Annotated in this window: 13 protein-coding genes, 1 other RNA gene and 1 other annotated feature; of the genes, 2 read left to right on the top strand and 12 right to left on the bottom strand. The window is 41.3% G+C overall.

The window, feature by feature from the left end; genetic code table 11:
• Window positions 1-339: 339 nt before the first annotated feature.
• The 8 genes from LCL91_RS16135 to LCL91_RS16100 all read right to left on the bottom strand — a co-directional run bounded on the left by LCL91_RS16135 (window position 340) and on the right by LCL91_RS16100 (window position 8,239).
• A complete protein-coding gene (locus LCL91_RS16135; RefSeq protein ID WP_224883835.1) occupies window positions 340-1,404 on the bottom strand; it encodes an AI-2E family transporter in 1,065 nt (354 codons plus the stop codon).
• 27 nt (window positions 1,405-1,431) lie between these two features.
• The gene (locus LCL91_RS16130) at window positions 1,432-1,620 is read right to left on the bottom strand and encodes a hypothetical protein (RefSeq protein ID WP_224883834.1); all 189 of its coding nucleotides are present in this window, start codon (window positions 1,618-1,620) and stop codon (window positions 1,432-1,434) included.
• Window positions 1,621-1,764: 144 nt separating this feature from the next.
• Window positions 1,765-4,035: an SF1B family DNA helicase RecD2 gene (recD2, locus tag LCL91_RS16125; protein WP_224883833.1), complete on the bottom strand. Its 2,271-nt coding sequence runs from the start codon at window positions 4,033-4,035 to the stop codon at window positions 1,765-1,767.
• A gap of 27 nt (window positions 4,036-4,062) precedes the next feature.
• A complete protein-coding gene (locus LCL91_RS16120; RefSeq protein ID WP_159783397.1) occupies window positions 4,063-4,731 on the bottom strand; it encodes a tetratricopeptide repeat protein in 669 nt (222 codons plus the stop codon).
• Between the two features lie 108 nt (window positions 4,732-4,839).
• Window positions 4,840-5,955 (bottom strand): tRNA 2-thiouridine(34) synthase MnmA, encoded by a 1,116-nt coding sequence (gene mnmA / locus LCL91_RS16115; RefSeq protein ID WP_224883832.1) that lies wholly within the window; start codon window positions 5,953-5,955, stop codon window positions 4,840-4,842.
• A gap of 44 nt (window positions 5,956-5,999) precedes the next feature.
• The gene (locus tag LCL91_RS16110) at window positions 6,000-7,142 is read right to left on the bottom strand and encodes a cysteine desulfurase family protein (protein ID WP_224883831.1); all 1,143 of its coding nucleotides are present in this window, start codon (window positions 7,140-7,142) and stop codon (window positions 6,000-6,002) included.
• A 37-nt stretch (window positions 7,143-7,179) separates the two neighbouring features.
• Window positions 7,180-7,599 (bottom strand): cysteine metabolism transcriptional regulator CymR, encoded by a 420-nt coding sequence (gene cymR / locus LCL91_RS16105; RefSeq protein ID WP_159783403.1) that lies wholly within the window; start codon window positions 7,597-7,599, stop codon window positions 7,180-7,182.
• On the bottom strand, window positions 7,532-8,239 hold the full coding sequence (locus tag LCL91_RS16100) for a YczE/YyaS/YitT family protein (protein ID WP_224883829.1): 708 nt from the start codon (window positions 8,237-8,239) through the stop codon (window positions 7,532-7,534). The genes cymR and LCL91_RS16100 overlap by 68 nt, the downstream gene beginning before the upstream one ends.
• Window positions 8,240-8,386: 147 nt before the next feature.
• On the opposite strand from LCL91_RS16100, the gene LCL91_RS16095 reads away from it, so the two are divergent.
• Both LCL91_RS16095 and LCL91_RS16090 read left to right on the top strand, forming a co-directional pair.
• Window positions 8,387-9,730 carry an AAA family ATPase gene (locus LCL91_RS16095; RefSeq protein WP_224883827.1) on the top strand — a complete coding sequence of 448 codons (1,344 nt, stop codon included), beginning with the start codon at window positions 8,387-8,389 and terminating at the stop codon, window positions 9,728-9,730.
• A 149-nt stretch (window positions 9,731-9,879) separates the two neighbouring features.
• Entirely contained in the window at window positions 9,880-10,545 is a 666-nt protein-coding gene (locus LCL91_RS16090) for an RsfA family transcriptional regulator (RefSeq protein WP_224883825.1), read from the top strand.
• A gap of 598 nt (window positions 10,546-11,143) precedes the next feature.
• Here LCL91_RS16090 and ssrS read toward each other — a convergent pair.
• From ssrS to LCL91_RS16070, 4 genes are all read right to left on the bottom strand, one after another.
• Window positions 11,144-11,327, bottom strand: a non-coding RNA gene (ssrS, locus tag LCL91_RS16085) — 6S RNA.
• Between the two features lie 77 nt (window positions 11,328-11,404).
• On the bottom strand, window positions 11,405-13,192 hold the full coding sequence (aspS, locus tag LCL91_RS16080) for an aspartate--tRNA ligase (RefSeq protein WP_224883823.1): 1,788 nt from the start codon (window positions 13,190-13,192) through the stop codon (window positions 11,405-11,407).
• Between the two features lie 2 nt (window positions 13,193-13,194).
• Window positions 13,195-14,475 carry a histidine--tRNA ligase gene (gene hisS / locus LCL91_RS16075; RefSeq protein ID WP_224883821.1) on the bottom strand — a complete coding sequence of 427 codons (1,281 nt, stop codon included), beginning with the start codon at window positions 14,473-14,475 and terminating at the stop codon, window positions 13,195-13,197.
• A gap of 101 nt (window positions 14,476-14,576) precedes the next feature.
• Window positions 14,577-14,801: a binding site (T-box leader), on the bottom strand.
• A 68-nt stretch (window positions 14,802-14,869) separates the two neighbouring features.
• Entirely contained in the window at window positions 14,870-15,043 is a 174-nt protein-coding gene (locus LCL91_RS16070; protein ID WP_098444369.1) for an RNA polymerase subunit sigma-70, read from the bottom strand.
• Window positions 15,044-15,143 lie beyond the last annotated feature (100 nt).

Genomic DNA, 15,143 nt, shown 5'->3' with positions numbered 1-15,143 from the left:
TCTTTCGCTATTCTAGGTGGTTTTTTTACATACAAAAAAACTCCCATCCCTGAATAAATCAGGGACGAGAGTTTTGTTTTCATACTCACGCGGTACCACCCTGGTTATAGACATCATCGTCTATCACCTCAAGCGACCGTAACGAGGTCGAGACGGCGGGGATTAATCCGCACTCAGGATTAGCGTTCTGCTGATCAATTCATAAAGCTCTTTCAGCCAAGGAGCTTCTCTCTTAGGAATACATTTTGTATTCATGAATAGGGGTCAACATACTGGATCCGTCAATGTGTTTTGTTTCTTAATCTCTGAAATAATTATAGTCAGAGCTTGAATCGTTTGTCAATTGCTTCGTTCATCTTCGTTGCGATAGAGAATGAGCGCCTTTAAAACGGCCAGCACAGGAACTGCCAGTATCAATCCAATCACACCGGCAATTTCTCCTCCTGCTAGCAGGCCGAAAATAATAACCACCGGGTGAATATGCAAACTTTTCCCTACAATATAGGGAGAAAGGATATTGCTTTCAATAAACTGAAGAACAATAATGACGATGATCGTAACCAACGTCATTTTAACTGAAACAGTTGACGCAATTAATAATGCTGGCGCCGCCCCTAAAAAAGGACCAAAATACGGAATAATATCTGTTACGCCAACAATAATGCCAAGCAAGATCGCATATGGAAGCTTAATTAACCAAAAGCCTAGTGCAGCAAGAACACCTAGAACACTAATGACAAAAAATTGACCTCGAATGTAATTCCCAAGGGATTCATCAATTCGAATCAATACGTTTCTACCCGGTATTCTCCATTTTGGAGGCGTAACTCTCCAAGCTATTTTCTTTAAATCTTCGAAATCTTTAAGCAAATAGAACACAATAAAGGGAATAATCATGATAATAAAAATAGAACTTAGCAGCTTTTTTGCTATTTCAATTGCAAGTGTTAATGTATGGTTAACAGCATCTTCAGCATCCTGAAACGATTGATCCACCTTTTCTTGAAGAGCAGGAGGTAAATTAGCTGTAAAGTCATAGGTATGGTGCACCGCATCTCGATACATATCAATAAACATCGGTACGTTCTCCATTAACTCCTGTGACTGCTTCACAATATGCGGAATACCTTTAACAATTGCATACCCAGTGCCTCCAAAAAACAAGAGATAGATTAAGAGGACAGCAACACCTCTTGGTAGTCCTTCTTTATGAATTTTCTCTACAATCGGGTGAAGTAAATATGTGATGAGAGAAGCAATTAAAAAGGGAACGATCAATACCGTTAACACATTTACAATCGGCTCCCAAATCGGAGCTAATTTCAATAACAAATACACACATAGAAATACGAGCAGAAGGGTTGTTAAATAAATGAGCCAATTAAGGTTCCATTCACGCTTCACATTTGATCCCTCCAGCTATCACGCCATCTACAGTTCAACTCGCATATCATAATCTTCAAATAAATCATCAAGGGATGTAAGTGAACCATCTTCTTCTACTTGATGAAGGGAGAGTACACCTTTGACCACAGACATTTCCACAAAACAGTTCCAACAATAGAATTGATTGGCACCGATCTTCCCTATATTTTTACTTTTGCAATTTGGACAATTCATCTCCATACGCCTCCTAATCGAGCTATTTAAGAAGATATACATTCCATCCTGCCCACACGCTCCACTTTCTATACAACAGCTCTAGAAGTGCATCCCTGTCCAAAAGTCTTTTCAATAAAAAAAAGCCAGGAAATTCTCTGACTTTTAGATTGATTCTTCAATTGTTGGTTGTTCACCAATCATTTCTTGCAATTTCTCTGATAACTGCGTATTTCGAATCTGATCATCTTCTGTTTTTATAGCAAGCTTAATCGCATCTTCTTCGCCGCACAAAATCAAATAATCCTTGCTTCTTGTAACGGCTGTATAAAGAAGGTTCTTCCGCAGCATCCGATAATACCCTTTTACAATAGGAAGCACCACAATTGGAAACTCACTACCCTGGGATTTATGGATTGAGCAGCAGTAGGCATGTGTTAATTGATTAAAGTCAGGCCTGTCATAAACCACTTCTTGTCCATCAAAAGAAACAACAAGTTGATCCTGCTTTTCAATATTTTCTTTCGCAAAGAATACAGAAACCACTTCGCCCATATCCCCATTAAAGACATTGTCTTCAGGATTATTTACCAGTTGTAGAACTTTATCTCCGACTCGATAAACGAGATCTCCATGCAACAGCTCTCTTCGCTGATCTGTTGGAGGATTAAATAGCTTTTGAAGCTCCTGGTTTAGTCGATCCACTCCAGCTGATCCTCGATACATGGGAGCAAGAACTTGAATATCCCGAGGAGAGTACCCCTTCTTTAATGCATTGCCACAAACTTGCGAAACAACCTCAATAATCTGCGGTTGAGAACAAGGAAAGAACCTTCGATCAGGCGTCGGTTTATGGAACTCTTCTGGAAGCTCTCCTTCTTTAATGGAGTGGGCAAGATCAATAATTGAAGAGCCTTCAGCCTGCCGATAAATGTCCGTCAGTTTACTAACGGGAACAGCATGTGAATCAATCATATCCTTAAGGACCTGTCCTGGTCCTACTGAAGGAAGTTGATCTTCATCACCAACAACAATTACTTGAATTTGAGATGGTAAGGATTTAAATAATTGATTGGCTAGCCACACGTCAACCATAGATACTTCGTCAACAATTAATAATCTACCTTCAATTGGATTATTCTCATCATGTTCAAATCCCGCCTCACCTTTCCAGCCCAGTAATCTATGTATCGTGAAAGCCGGTAATCCGGTTGCTTCACTCATTCGTTTGGCTGCTCTTCCTGTTGGTGCGACGAGCAGAACGGGAAAGGGGTTTTCTTTTGTGTAATCTTTTGGATCTAAAGAAAGGCCATTTAATTCAGCATAAAGCTCAACAATCCCTTTTATAACGGTTGTTTTGCCCGTACCAGGTCCTCCAGTCAAAATCATGAACGGAGACGATATCGCTTTTTGCACCGCTTCACGCTGTGATGGCGCATATTGAATCCCAAGTCGTTCTTCGAGATCTCCAAGTGCGCGATAAAATTCAGATTCAGGAAAAGAATCAGCATACTCTGTTTGTGACATCACATTATTTAATCCAGTGACAAGACCTTTTTCAGCATAGTAAAGTGAATGTAAATAGATTCTCTCTCGATCAAGAATTAACTTATCACTCTCGTAGAGCGAAATCAGTTCCCTTGAAATATCTGCTTCATCAAGTCGATCACCTAGCAGCTCATTTACAGATCGAATCAAAGCATCGTACTCTAGATACACATGTCCTTCCTGTAACGTTTGTTCATTTAACGTATGAAGACACGCCGCTCTAATGCGATCAGGATGCTTTCCCTCAATACCAATTGATTTCCCTAAATCGTCCGCTCGACGAAAACCAATGCCTTCCACATCTTGGATAAGCTGATAAGGATTTTTCTCAACAATTTCGAGTGTTTCTTGCTTATATGCTTTAAAAATTTTCATTGATAGTCTCGGTCCAAACCCTAATTCAGTTAATCGAATCATAATTTGGTCAAGCCCCTGATGCTCCATGAGAGAATCATATAATCCTTTTGCTTTTTCTTCAGATAGCTTTGGTACCTTACTTAATATTGAAGGATCACGCATAATCTTAGCTATGGCGCGCTCTCCTAGCGCATCAACAATCGATTCCGCCGTCTTTTCACCAATTCCATGGAATAAATCACTTGATAAGTATTGAACAAGCCCCGGTTTGGATTCAGGCATCTGTCGCTCAAATGATTCAACAGCATACTGTTTTCCGTAGCGCGGATGGTCTGTAAACCGTCCATAGAAAACGTAAGTTTCATCTTCCAAAAGTCTTGGAATCATTCCATTTACAACGACTTCTTTCTCATCGTAGGGTTCATTCGTTTCTGAAATTCGTAGTCTTGCCACCCCATACAAACTATCTTCATTGAAGAAAATCATTTGTATCGGTCTTCCTTTGATATAGCCTTTTTGTGGCTGATCCATAAGATCTTCTCTCCAATAACTTAAAATTTAATTGTTATTGTTCATCGCTTGTTCCATTTGTTTCTTCCCATTACCTGCTAAGAGATGATCTGGTTGAATAGCGAGTGCACGATCAAAACAGCTAATTGCTTTCTCCAAATTTTCTTGATAAGCATAGCTCACACCCAAGTTAAACCATGCATCTGCATGATCAGGGTCTTCTTCAACAACTCTCTCAAACTGAGGAAGAGCCACATCGACTGCCCCATCTTGCGCAAGACAAAGTGCATACTGGAAACGAGCTTCTGAATCTTCCTCATTAAGTTCAACAGCTCTCTGGAAGAAAGGTAACGCTAAACGTAGCGCATCCTGCATCATAAAGCATTGGCCCATCATAAAGTGAACATCGCTTTGATCAAGTCCCTGCTGAATCGCCTTTTGATACATATCTGCAGCGTCTTTGTACTGTTCTAGTTCAAAGAATGCATTTCCTGCGCCATAATACGCTGTCCCTTGCGTTTCATCGAGATCAATCGCTTTTTCAAAATATGCAACAGCCTGCTTAATTTCCCCTGCCTGTGCAAGGAGGTTTCCAATATTCGTATAAGCAACCGGATCTTTAGGGTTCTCTTCAATCGCTTCATATAGTAGCGTTACAGCTTTTTCTAATTCTCCATTATTCATCGCTTCAATCGCTTGTTCATTTTTTTGGCTCATCTTAAAAACTCCTTATTTCTTTTGCTTATTCTCTAGTTTAGCATAAGTTAGCAGTTGATTCTTCACCTCAAAAAACAGCCCCATTTCTTTTTGAAATGAGGCGTGTCATTAAACGTATGTGAGTTCACTTGCATTCTTAAATACTTGATCTATTGTTGCGCCGCCGAGACACTCATCACCATTGTAGAAAACAACAGCTTGTCCAGGTGTGATTGCACGAACCGGCTCATCGAACGTCACTTTTAAACGATCATCATCAAGTTTCTTAACCGTTACCCCTGAATCTTTTTGACGATAGCGGAATTTAGCCGTGCACGTTATCTCATCATCCATTGGCAAATTGGATACCCAACTTGAATTTACAGCAATAAGAGAATCAGAATAGAGTAGCTCATTATGGAACCCTTGATCAACGTAAAGAACATTATCTTCAAGATTCTTTCCAACAACAAACCATGGCTCACCGTCGCCGCCAATTCCAAGGCCATGGCGTTGACCAATCGTATAATACATTAATCCGTCATGCTGACCCTTTTCTTCTCCATCAAGCGTCATCATCTTGCCAGGTTGAGCCGGTAGATATTGCCCAAGAAATTCTTTGAAATTTCGTTCACCAATAAAACAAATGCCTGTACTATCTTTTTTCTTAGCTGTCGCAAGACCTGCTTCTTCCGCAATTTCTCTCACTTTTTTCTTTTCAATGCCACCAAGCGGGAACATTACTTTCGAGAGCTGTTCTTGTGTTAGCTGATTTAAAAAGTACGTTTGATCCTTATTGTCGTCAACACCACGGAGCATTTTCACTTCCCCATCACGTTCAACGACTTGAGCATAGTGCCCTGTTGCGAGATAATCTGCACCAAGCGTAAGTGCGTGTTCAAGAAATGCTTTAAACTTGATTTCTTTATTGCACATCACGTCAGGATTTGGTGTGCGTCCACCTTTATATTCATCAAGGAAATAAGTAAAGACTTTATCCCAGTATTGCTTCTCGAAGTTGACTGCGTAGTACGGAATGCCGATCTGGTTGCATACACGAATCACATCATTGTAATCTTCTGTTGCTGTGCATACCCCGTTTTCGTCGGTGTCGTCCCAGTTTTTCATAAAAATGCCAATTACATCATAGCCTTGTTCTTTCAACATTAAAGCAGCTACAGATGAATCAACACCTCCGGACATTCCAACCACGACTCGTATATCTTCATTCTTTTTTGCTGTCATGGTTGCACCTCCTCTTCTATAACACAAATTGTGTCCTGCCTATTTTATAACTTCTTTAACCGATTGACAATCTTAACGACTTCACCGGCTGCTCTCTTAGCATCATCGATCGAATTTCCATATCCAAAACTAAATCGAATCGCCGTCTCTGTTCGCTCATTATCTCCAAACATAGCTGTTAACACGTGGGAAGGTTCATGGGACCCTGCCGTACAAGCCGATCCACTTGAAACCGCAATTCCTGCAAGATCAAGATTCATTAGCATGGGCTCAACCTTTGCATCTAAAAAGCTAATATTCATCACGTGTGGAAGCATGTTTTGACTATCTCCGTTCACTAGATAAGAAATAGATTCTTCATCAAATATATCGATCATCACTTGCTTCATATTTTGATAAAGCTCGACTTTCGCATCTCTATCTACATGCATCAGCTCAGCTGCCTTCTCCATGCCAACGATGCCAGCCACGTTTTCCGTACCGGCACGGCGCTTACGCTCTTGCTCTCCACCATAAGAATAAGGAACTAACTTTGTGCCAGCCTTTGCATACAGAAAACCTACACCTTTAGGTCCGTTAATCTTATGAGCTGAAACAGAAAGGAGATCAATGCCCATTTCCTTCACATTCAGGTCGATTAACCCATAAGCCTGAACAGCATCTGTATGAAATAAGATACCAGAATCGTTTGCTATTCTGGCGATTTCTGCAATAGGTTGTATGGTTCCTACTTCGTTGTTTCCATACATAACCGTAATCAAGATCGTTTCTGAACGTATCGCATCTTTTAAATCAGTTATCGAAATCCTACCATTCTCATTTACTGGTAAGTAGGTCACACTAAAGCCTTCGTTTTCAAGTCCTTTGCACGCATTTAATGCTGCATGATGCTCAATCGACGTTGTAATAATATGATTTCCTTTTGCCTGGTTTCCTTTTGCAGCTCCGATAATTGCAAGGTTATCTGCTTCTGTCCCCCCACTAGTGAAAATCACTTCATTCGGGTTAGCATGAATACTCCTCGCAAGATTGCTTCTTGATTCATCAAGTGCGTGACGCGATTTCCGACCAAACTGATGGATACTGGATGGATTACCAAAGTCATTTTGAAGTGAAGACATTATGGCCTTCATCACATCAGGATGGACGGGCGAAGTTGCAGCGTGGTCCATATAAATTGCATTCATTCCTATTCACCTCTTACGACCAGCCGTGGACTGGCAACTAAATATAGAACATATAGCTATCTTGTTCGCCTTCTCCTTCATAAGTTGCAAGGTCTTCAAGCGTAGTTGAATCCAGAACATCTTTTACAGCATCTCGTATTTTCAACCAAAGATCTCGTTTGGCAGGTTCCTCATCATCCATTACTTCAACCGGACTAATCGGTCCTTCTAGCACGCGAATAATGTCCCCTGCTGTAATTGAATTCGCTTCTTGTGCAAGAATATAGCCACCATATGCTCCGCGAACACTTTTAACGAGACCGGCATTACGTAATGGGGCAACAAGCTGTTCGAGATAGTGCTCTGATAAGTCTTTGCTTCTAGCAATGGATTTCAAAGAAATAGGTCCATCACCGTGCTTTTTTGCTAACTCCATCATAATCGTTAATCCGTATCTTCCTTTTGTTGATATCTTCATTTCTTCCACCTCTTTCTATCAATCGAGCGACAAACGTTTTACACTGTGGCAAAGAATAACCAACGATCGGACCAATCGTTATACAAAACAAAAGCGTTCCAATATTAACCGGCCCTTGTAATAGCCATCCAAGAAAAAGAACCACCATTTCCATTGAAAGGCGAATTCGTTGTACTTTCCAACCCGTGCGCTCGGTTAAGACAAGCATTAAGCTATCTCTTGGACCTGCTCCTCTATCTGCCGCAATATAGAGACCAATTCCATACCCCATAATAAGAATTCCACTACTCAGCATAACCAATTTTCCCGGTAAATGATCAGGGGTTTTAAGAAAAGGAAGCCATAAATAAATGTCAATAAAAACGCCAACTAGAAGCATATTCAGGAAAGCACCAAGCTTCGGCCACGACTGTTCTAATAAAGACGTCGCCCCAATAATCACGAAACCTATGATAATGGACCACGTACCAATCGTTAATCCGAACTGTTGATAAAGTCCGATATGGAATACATCCCACGGCGCACTTCCAGCTTCTGCACGAATCATGAGAGCAATTCCAAAAGCCATAACTAAAAGACCTGTAACAAAGATTGCCCAGCTCATCCAGAACCAGGATATGCCCCTATTCGCTTGTTTCATTTCATCCCTCTTATCTCAAACTAATCTCATCTATCTAGCTATTGTTTCTGTTAGTAAACCTTTGCTATTATAGCACGAACCGCTTTTTCTTGCATTTCCAAAACCCGTATAGTATGTTTCAAATAACTATGAAAGGACGGGTTTTCTATGGATCTATTTGATTATCCAAAAGATAATAGCAACACTACTTCAGGACCACTCGCAAGTAGGATGCGACCGAGATCAATCGAGGAATTTATTGGACAGGATCATATTATTGGAGATGGAAAGTTATTAAGAAGAGCCATTCAAGCAGATCAACTAACACCTATGATCTTTTTTGGCCCTCCCGGAACGGGGAAAACAACCCTAGCTCGCATTATTGCCAATACGACATCAGCTCATTTTGAACAGCTAAATGCCGTAACGTCCGGAGTCGCTGACATTAGAAGATTGACCTCCGAAGCAAAAGATCGCTTGAAGCTTGACGGTCAAAAAACAGTACTCTTTATTGATGAAATCCACCGCTTTAATAAATCGCAACAAGATGCGCTTCTTCCTTTCGTTGAAGATGGAACGATCGTTTTAATCGGGGCTACAACAGAAAGTCCGATGTTTGAAATTAACGCGGCACTCCTTTCTCGCTCAAGATTATTTCGTTTTGAACACCTAAACGAAACAACTATTAAGAACATTCTTTACCAGGCGATCGAGGACAAAGATCGCGGTTTTGGAAAATATAATATTGAAATTGAAAACGATGCTATCGATCATCTCATTGATGTTTCAAACGGTGACGCCAGAACGGCGCTAAATGCATTGGAACTAGCCGTTCTTACGACAACTCCAAATCAGGATGGGCAGCTCATGATTACACTCGCAATCGCAGAAGAGTCCATTCAACAACGTGTACTTCAGTATGATAAAGATAGCGACAATCACTATGATACCGTTTCAGCTTTTATTAAAAGTATACGAGGATCAGATCCGGATGCTACGCTATATTGGTTAGCTAAAATGATTTATGCAGGCGAAGACCCTCGCTTCATTGCAAGACGTCTTTATGTTCACGCTGCTGAAGATATTGGACTTGCTGATCCGAACGCACTTCTTATTGCACACGCCGCAACTTATGCGGTCGAATTCATTGGAATGCCGGAAGCTAGAATTCCGCTAGCTGAAGCAGCTTTATACCTTGCTACCGCCCCTAAAAGCAATGGCGTTATTTCTGGTATAGATGCGGCGCTTGCCGCAGTAAAAAAGGAGAAAAACGGCACTGTCCCTGTCCATTTACGTGATTCCCACTACAAAGGGGCTTCAGAACTCGGCCACGGCGTTGACTACAAATACCCACATAATTATCCAGGAGGTTACGTTCCTCAACAATACCTACCTGATCATATGATAAGAAAAACGTTCTATAAACCTACTGAGCGTGGCCACGAAAGAACCATTCAAAAAAGACTGGATTATTTCAGTGAGCGGATCAAATCAGATAGTAAGAAACCGTAACAGCAGGGGGCTAGCCCCTGTTGTTTTTTTATCTATTCTTGCAATCTATCTTAAATTTACAAGACTTCTGTATAAATTCTTCCAGACTGGCAAAGCTATGATTACTTTCAAAACGCAAAGTTTTTCACCACATAAAGGAGCTGAAGGAAATGAAAGTAAGACAAGATGCCTGGTCTCATGAAGATGATTTAATGCTTGCCGAAACAGTGCTGCGGCATGTTAGGGAAGGTAGTACACAATTAAAAGCCTTTGACGAAGTCGGCGATCGACTTAGCCGAACATCAGCAGCCGTTGGATTCCGTTGGAACGCCATTGTCAGAGATCGATACGAACAGGCTTTAAAGCTTGCGAAAAAGCAGCGAAAAGAAATGAAGCGTGCTGAGCGTAGACAACCGGAATATACGAAGAACGAGATGCATACACCATTACAGCAAGAACAACCTGTCGCCAAACCTGTACTTAAAACACCAGCCAACACGACTGAACCAATCCAAACTAAGAAGGAACTAACGATGAGAGATGTCATCACATTCTTATCCAATCTCGAACAATCCGCATCCTCAACAAACAAACTTAGAACAAACCTTGATAAACTAGAATCGGAGAATCAGCTACTAAGAGAAGAAAACACCCTGCTCAACCAAAGAATCAAAACACTTGAAAACGAACAACAAGTCATGAAAGAAGATTACCAATCCCTCATCCAAATCATGGACCGAGCCAGAAGAATGGTCGTCCTAAACGACAACGAAGACCAAAACGTCCCAACCTTCAAAATGGACAAGAATGGGAATCTAGAAAAAGTCGCGAGGTAAAAGCGAAAAGCGGAGACGAGCGTCTAGAAACGGAGATATTAGAACTCTTGAACTAGAACACGCCCTTTGTGTTCTGGTGAAAGAGTGAAATATCGCAGTTTCTGCGAGTCGCAGCTGGATCTACGAAAAGCGAAAGCGCCCGTTTAGACACGGCAGGCACTGGAGCCTTTTCATTTGAACACGGTCTTGGTGTTCGGATGAAAAGGTGAAGTGACCGAGTGCCTGGGCGCTGCAGCTGGATCTACGAAAGGCGGAGACGAGCGCTTAGAAACGGAGATATTGGAACTCTTGAACTAGAACACGCCCTTTGTGTTCTGGTGAAAGAGTGAAATATCGCAGTTTCTGCGAGTCGCAGCTGGATCTCCGAAAAGCGAAAGCGCCCGTTTAGACACGGCAGGCACTGGAGCCTTTTCATTTGAACACGGTCTTGGTGTTCGGATGAAAAGGTGAAGTGACCGAGTGTCTGGGCGCTGCAGCTGGATCTCCGAAAAGCGGAAGATCCTGAGACAGGGGGCTGCACTTGAATCTAAAATTTACCTAAAGAAAAAGCATCCGCTCAAGACTTGAGCGGATGCTTTATTAATTGTCATAAAAATAGAAGAGCCCCAACTGTGCCGTCCTTTCCATAATTGTTGAACCTGCATTGGCAGGTGGGTGCCCTATTCCACTCTCCGTACGTCCTCAGCTACCGAGGCATGTACTTTGAACGGAAAGAATCAGGCTCCCGTTGTAAAAGTGTTGGCTCAAATTATTATGGAAGTAAACGAACACTTCAGGACTCTTCGTTAACTTGTAATTGAATTATAGCAGACCTTCTAATCGATTTCAATCTTCGAGGATTAGGTCCTTTTTATTATTTTTATTCTTTCTCAGCGGCAACTGGCTTCTTAGCTAGTTCAAGATGTAGTTCTTTCAACTGATCTTCACTAACAGGAGACGGCGCTTCCGTTAACAAGCAGCTGGCGCTAGCTGTTTTAGGGAAAGCAATTGTATCGCGAAGATTCGTTCTTCCAGCAAGCAACATAACGAGACGATCAAGTCCAAAAGCAATTCCGCCATGTGGAGGCGTTCCGTATTCGAATGCTTCAAGAAGGAAACCGAACTCTGCTTCTGCCTCTTCTTTTGTAAAGCCTAATGCTTTAAACATTTTTTCCTGAATATCGCGTTGGAAAATACGCTGAGAACCACCGCCAAGCTCATAACCATTGAGTACAAGGTCATATGCATCTGCACGTACTTTGCCAGGCTCTTCTTCAAGGAGGTGAAGATCTTCTTTCAACGGCATTGTAAATGGATGATGCTCTGCAAAATATCGATCTGCTTCCTCATCATAACTCATAAGCGGGAAGTCCATAATCCAAAGGAAGTTAAACTTCGAATAATCAATAAGGCCCAGGTCTTTACCAAGCTTTGTACGAAGAGAACCAAGACTATCAGCAACAACAGATTTACTGTCAGCTACGAAGAGTAGGAGGTCTCCCGCTTCAGCGTCAAATGCTTCTTTTAGTTGAGTAGCTTGTGATTCATCAAAGAATTTAGAAATAGGTCCTTTCAAACCATCTTCCTCTACTTTCAACCATGCAAGTCCTTTTGCTTTATATGTTTTCACATACTCTGTTAAAGCGTCAATATCTTTGCGTGAATATTCACTAGCAGCGCCTTTTGCATTGATACCTTTTACTGCTCCACCAGAAGCAACTGCTCCAGAGAATACTTTGAAATCAGAATCCTTCACGAGTTCAGATACATCTACAAATTCCATTTCAAAGCGTGTGTCTGGCTTATCTGATCCATAGCGATTCATTGCTTCAGCATGAGTCATACGCTGGAAAGGTGTCTTCATTTCGATGCCTTTCGTTTCTTTCAATACAGCACTCATCATTTCTTCCATCATGGAAATTAAATCCTCTTTTGGAAGGAATGAAGTTTCAATATCAACCTGAGTAAATTCCGGTTGTCGGTCCGCTCTAAGGTCTTCATCACGGAAACAGCGAACAACCTGGTAATAACGTTCAAATCCAGAAACCATTAACAGCTGTTTAAACAGCTGAGGAGATTGTGGAAGTGCATAAAATTCTCCATCGTGCACTCGGCTAGGTACTAAGTAGTCACGAGCACCTTCAGGCGTACTTTTTGTTAGCATAGGGGTTTCAATCTCAAGAAATTCATTCTGATCTAGAAAATCACGTATTACTTTCGTTGTCCGATGACGAAGCTTAAATGTTTCTTGCATAACCGGACGTCGAAGGTCTAGATAGCGATACTTTAAGCGAATGTCTTCTCCAACCTCTACATCGTTTGCAATGCTAATGGGAGGGTTTTTAGCCGCATTGAGAATTTCAAGTGATTCAGCATGTACTTCAATCGAACCAGTTGGTAAATTGGGATTAACCGTCCCTTCTGCACGTGCTACTACTTTCCCTGTAATGCCTAGCACATATTCATTTCTGACATTCTCTGCAAGTTCTAGCGCTTCTTTGGATAAATCCGGATTGAAAACAACCTGAACAATCCCAGAACGGTCTCTAAAATCAATGAAAATTAACCCACCAAGATCACGACGTTTTTGAACCCATCCTTTTAATTCTACTATTTCTCCGATTTCGTTTTCACGAATCTTTCCACATGAGTGACTTCTTCCGATCATTCTTAAACTTCCTCCTTTAATTTCATACAAAGATAGGTATCAACTTCTGCAAGGCTAATCGCCTCTTGTTCGCCAGTGTTCATATTTTTTATATTAATTTCATTTTTTTGAATTTCTTCATCGCCTAGAATAGCGACATATTTTGAATGAAGGCGGTTAGCCGCTTTAAACTGACCTTTCATCTTCTTATCAAGATAATCACGTTCCGTTGAAAGTCCGGCTTTTCTAAGTTTTTGAACAAGGCCGTTCGAAACTTTTTGCGCTTCCTCTCCCATTGTGACAACGTAACAATCAATTGTCTTTTCAATCGGTAATTCTACGCCTTCTGCTTCTAACGCCATTAATAAGCGCTCGATGCTCATGGCAAAGCCAATCCCTGGAGTTGATGGGCCACCCATCTCCTCAACTAGCCCATTGTAGCGACCACCACCGCTAAGCGTGGTTATGGCACCAAATCCTTCCGCATCACTCATAATCTCAAATGCAGTGTGGTTGTAATAATCTAACCCGCGAACAAGACGATCATCGAGAACGTAATCAATTCCCATTTGATCGAGCGCTTCTTTTACATTTGCAAAATAAGTTGCTGAGTCTTCGTTTAAGTAATCAATGATTGAAGGCGCAGTTGCCATCAATTCATGGTCACGGTCCTTTTTACAATCAAGAATACGAAGGGGATTTTTTTCAAGACGACTTTGACAATCGCTACAAAACTCTCCGATTCTCGGTTCAAAGTGATCCACTAATGATTTACGATGAGCTTCACGACTTTCTTTATCACCAAGACTATTTAAGTAAAGCTTAAGCTTTTTTAACCCTAACTCCTGATATAGTCCCATTGCAAGGGCAATAACTTCAGCATCAATGGAAGGATCGTTACTACCAAGCGCCTCAATGCCAAACTGAACAAATTGTCTCATTCTACCTGATTGCGGACGTTCATATCGAAACATCGGACCAATGTAATACAGTTTAACCGGCTGCTCAGGTAAACCGTACATTTTATTATTAACATAAGCCCGAACGGCTGAAGCAGTGCCCTCAGGACGAAGTGTTAAACTACGATTTCCTCGATCTTCAAATGTGTACATTTCTTTTTGGACGATATCTGTTGTATCACCTACTCCGCGTTGAAATAACTCGGTATGTTCAAAGATTGGTGTGCGAAGTTCATGATAATTGTATCTACGGCAAATATCTCTAGCCTTATTTTCAATGTATTGCCATAACTCTGATGTACCAGGAACAATATCCTGAGTACCCCTAGGAATTTGAAAACTCATTCTTTATCCTCCTTTAATCACCAGTAAGAAGCTTTCCACTGCGAAACTGAACGAGTGGTACCTTTTTTGGATACAAAAAAACTCCCATCCCTGAATCGAAATTCAGGGACGAGAGTTACCCGCGGTGCCACCCTAATGGAAGGATATATCCTTCCGCTTGAAACAGTTAACGCCTGTCTACGTCGCCCCCTACTGAGTTAACTGTTCGGAGGCGATCCTTGGAAGTGTCTTTCAAAAAAGCGGTATCGAGAAATGCTCTCAGCCTAACGGCATTTCCTCTCTGCTCAACCCGGTATTTTTTTACTTTTCTTCCTCAACGGAGCTTCGTATCGATTTACTGAATTGTTTTCTATCATACGAGTCAGTCTTTTTTTTGTCAAGGGGATTCCTCGTGTTAACGTTTCATTTTTTGTTTCATGATCTTTACACTTTTTAGAGACAGTCCAAATTCTTCCGCGAGTTCCATATTTGACAAACACTGCTCTTTTTGTAGAAAATCATGAAAGTCGACGCCAAATTCCGGTTGCGACATGTTGTAGCTCATCATTTCTTTATTTGTCGATCGCATGAAAGCTCACCCTCTTCGTGTAGTATTTTCTTAGTTTCACCAAAAAGTAAAGGTTTTACAACTAAACGAAGGAATCTTTTCATCCGATAAAGAAATTATC

The sequence above is a fragment of the Guptibacillus hwajinpoensis genome, from assembly GCF_020171785.1.
GTDB lineage: Bacteria > Bacillota > Bacilli > Bacillales > Guptibacillaceae > Guptibacillus > Guptibacillus sedimenti.
This window is presented reverse-complemented; position numbering and strand designations above follow the sequence as displayed.

Excerpts from the sequence above, each read along its gene's own strand:
- LCL91_RS16130 (WP_224883834.1), bottom strand. The coding sequence starts at position 1,620 with ATGAATTGTCCAAATTGCAAAAGTAAAAATATAGGGAAGATCGGTGCC.
- recD2 (WP_224883833.1), bottom strand. The coding sequence starts at position 4,035 with ATGGATCAGCCACAAAAAGGCTATATCAAAGGAAGACCGATACAAATG.
- LCL91_RS16120 (WP_159783397.1), bottom strand. The coding sequence starts at position 4,731 with ATGAGCCAAAAAAATGAACAAGCGATTGAAGCGATGAATAATGGAGAA.
- mnmA (WP_224883832.1), bottom strand. The coding sequence starts at position 5,955 with ATGACAGCAAAAAAGAATGAAGATATACGAGTCGTGGTTGGAATGTCC.
- LCL91_RS16110 (WP_224883831.1), bottom strand. The coding sequence starts at position 7,142 with ATGAATGCAATTTATATGGACCACGCTGCAACTTCGCCCGTCCATCCT.
- cymR (WP_159783403.1), bottom strand. The coding sequence starts at position 7,599 with ATGAAGATATCAACAAAAGGAAGATACGGATTAACGATTATGATGGAG.
- LCL91_RS16100 (WP_224883829.1), bottom strand. The coding sequence starts at position 8,239 with ATGAAACAAGCGAATAGGGGCATATCCTGGTTCTGGATGAGCTGGGCA.
- LCL91_RS16095 (WP_224883827.1), top strand. The coding sequence starts at position 8,387 with ATGGATCTATTTGATTATCCAAAAGATAATAGCAACACTACTTCAGGA.
- LCL91_RS16090 (WP_224883825.1), top strand. The coding sequence starts at position 9,880 with ATGAAAGTAAGACAAGATGCCTGGTCTCATGAAGATGATTTAATGCTT.
- aspS (WP_224883823.1), bottom strand. The coding sequence starts at position 13,192 with ATGATCGGAAGAAGTCACTCATGTGGAAAGATTCGTGAAAACGAAATC.
- hisS (WP_224883821.1), bottom strand. The coding sequence starts at position 14,475 with ATGAGTTTTCAAATTCCTAGGGGTACTCAGGATATTGTTCCTGGTACA.
- LCL91_RS16070 (WP_098444369.1), bottom strand. The coding sequence starts at position 15,043 with ATGCGATCGACAAATAAAGAAATGATGAGCTACAACATGTCGCAACCG.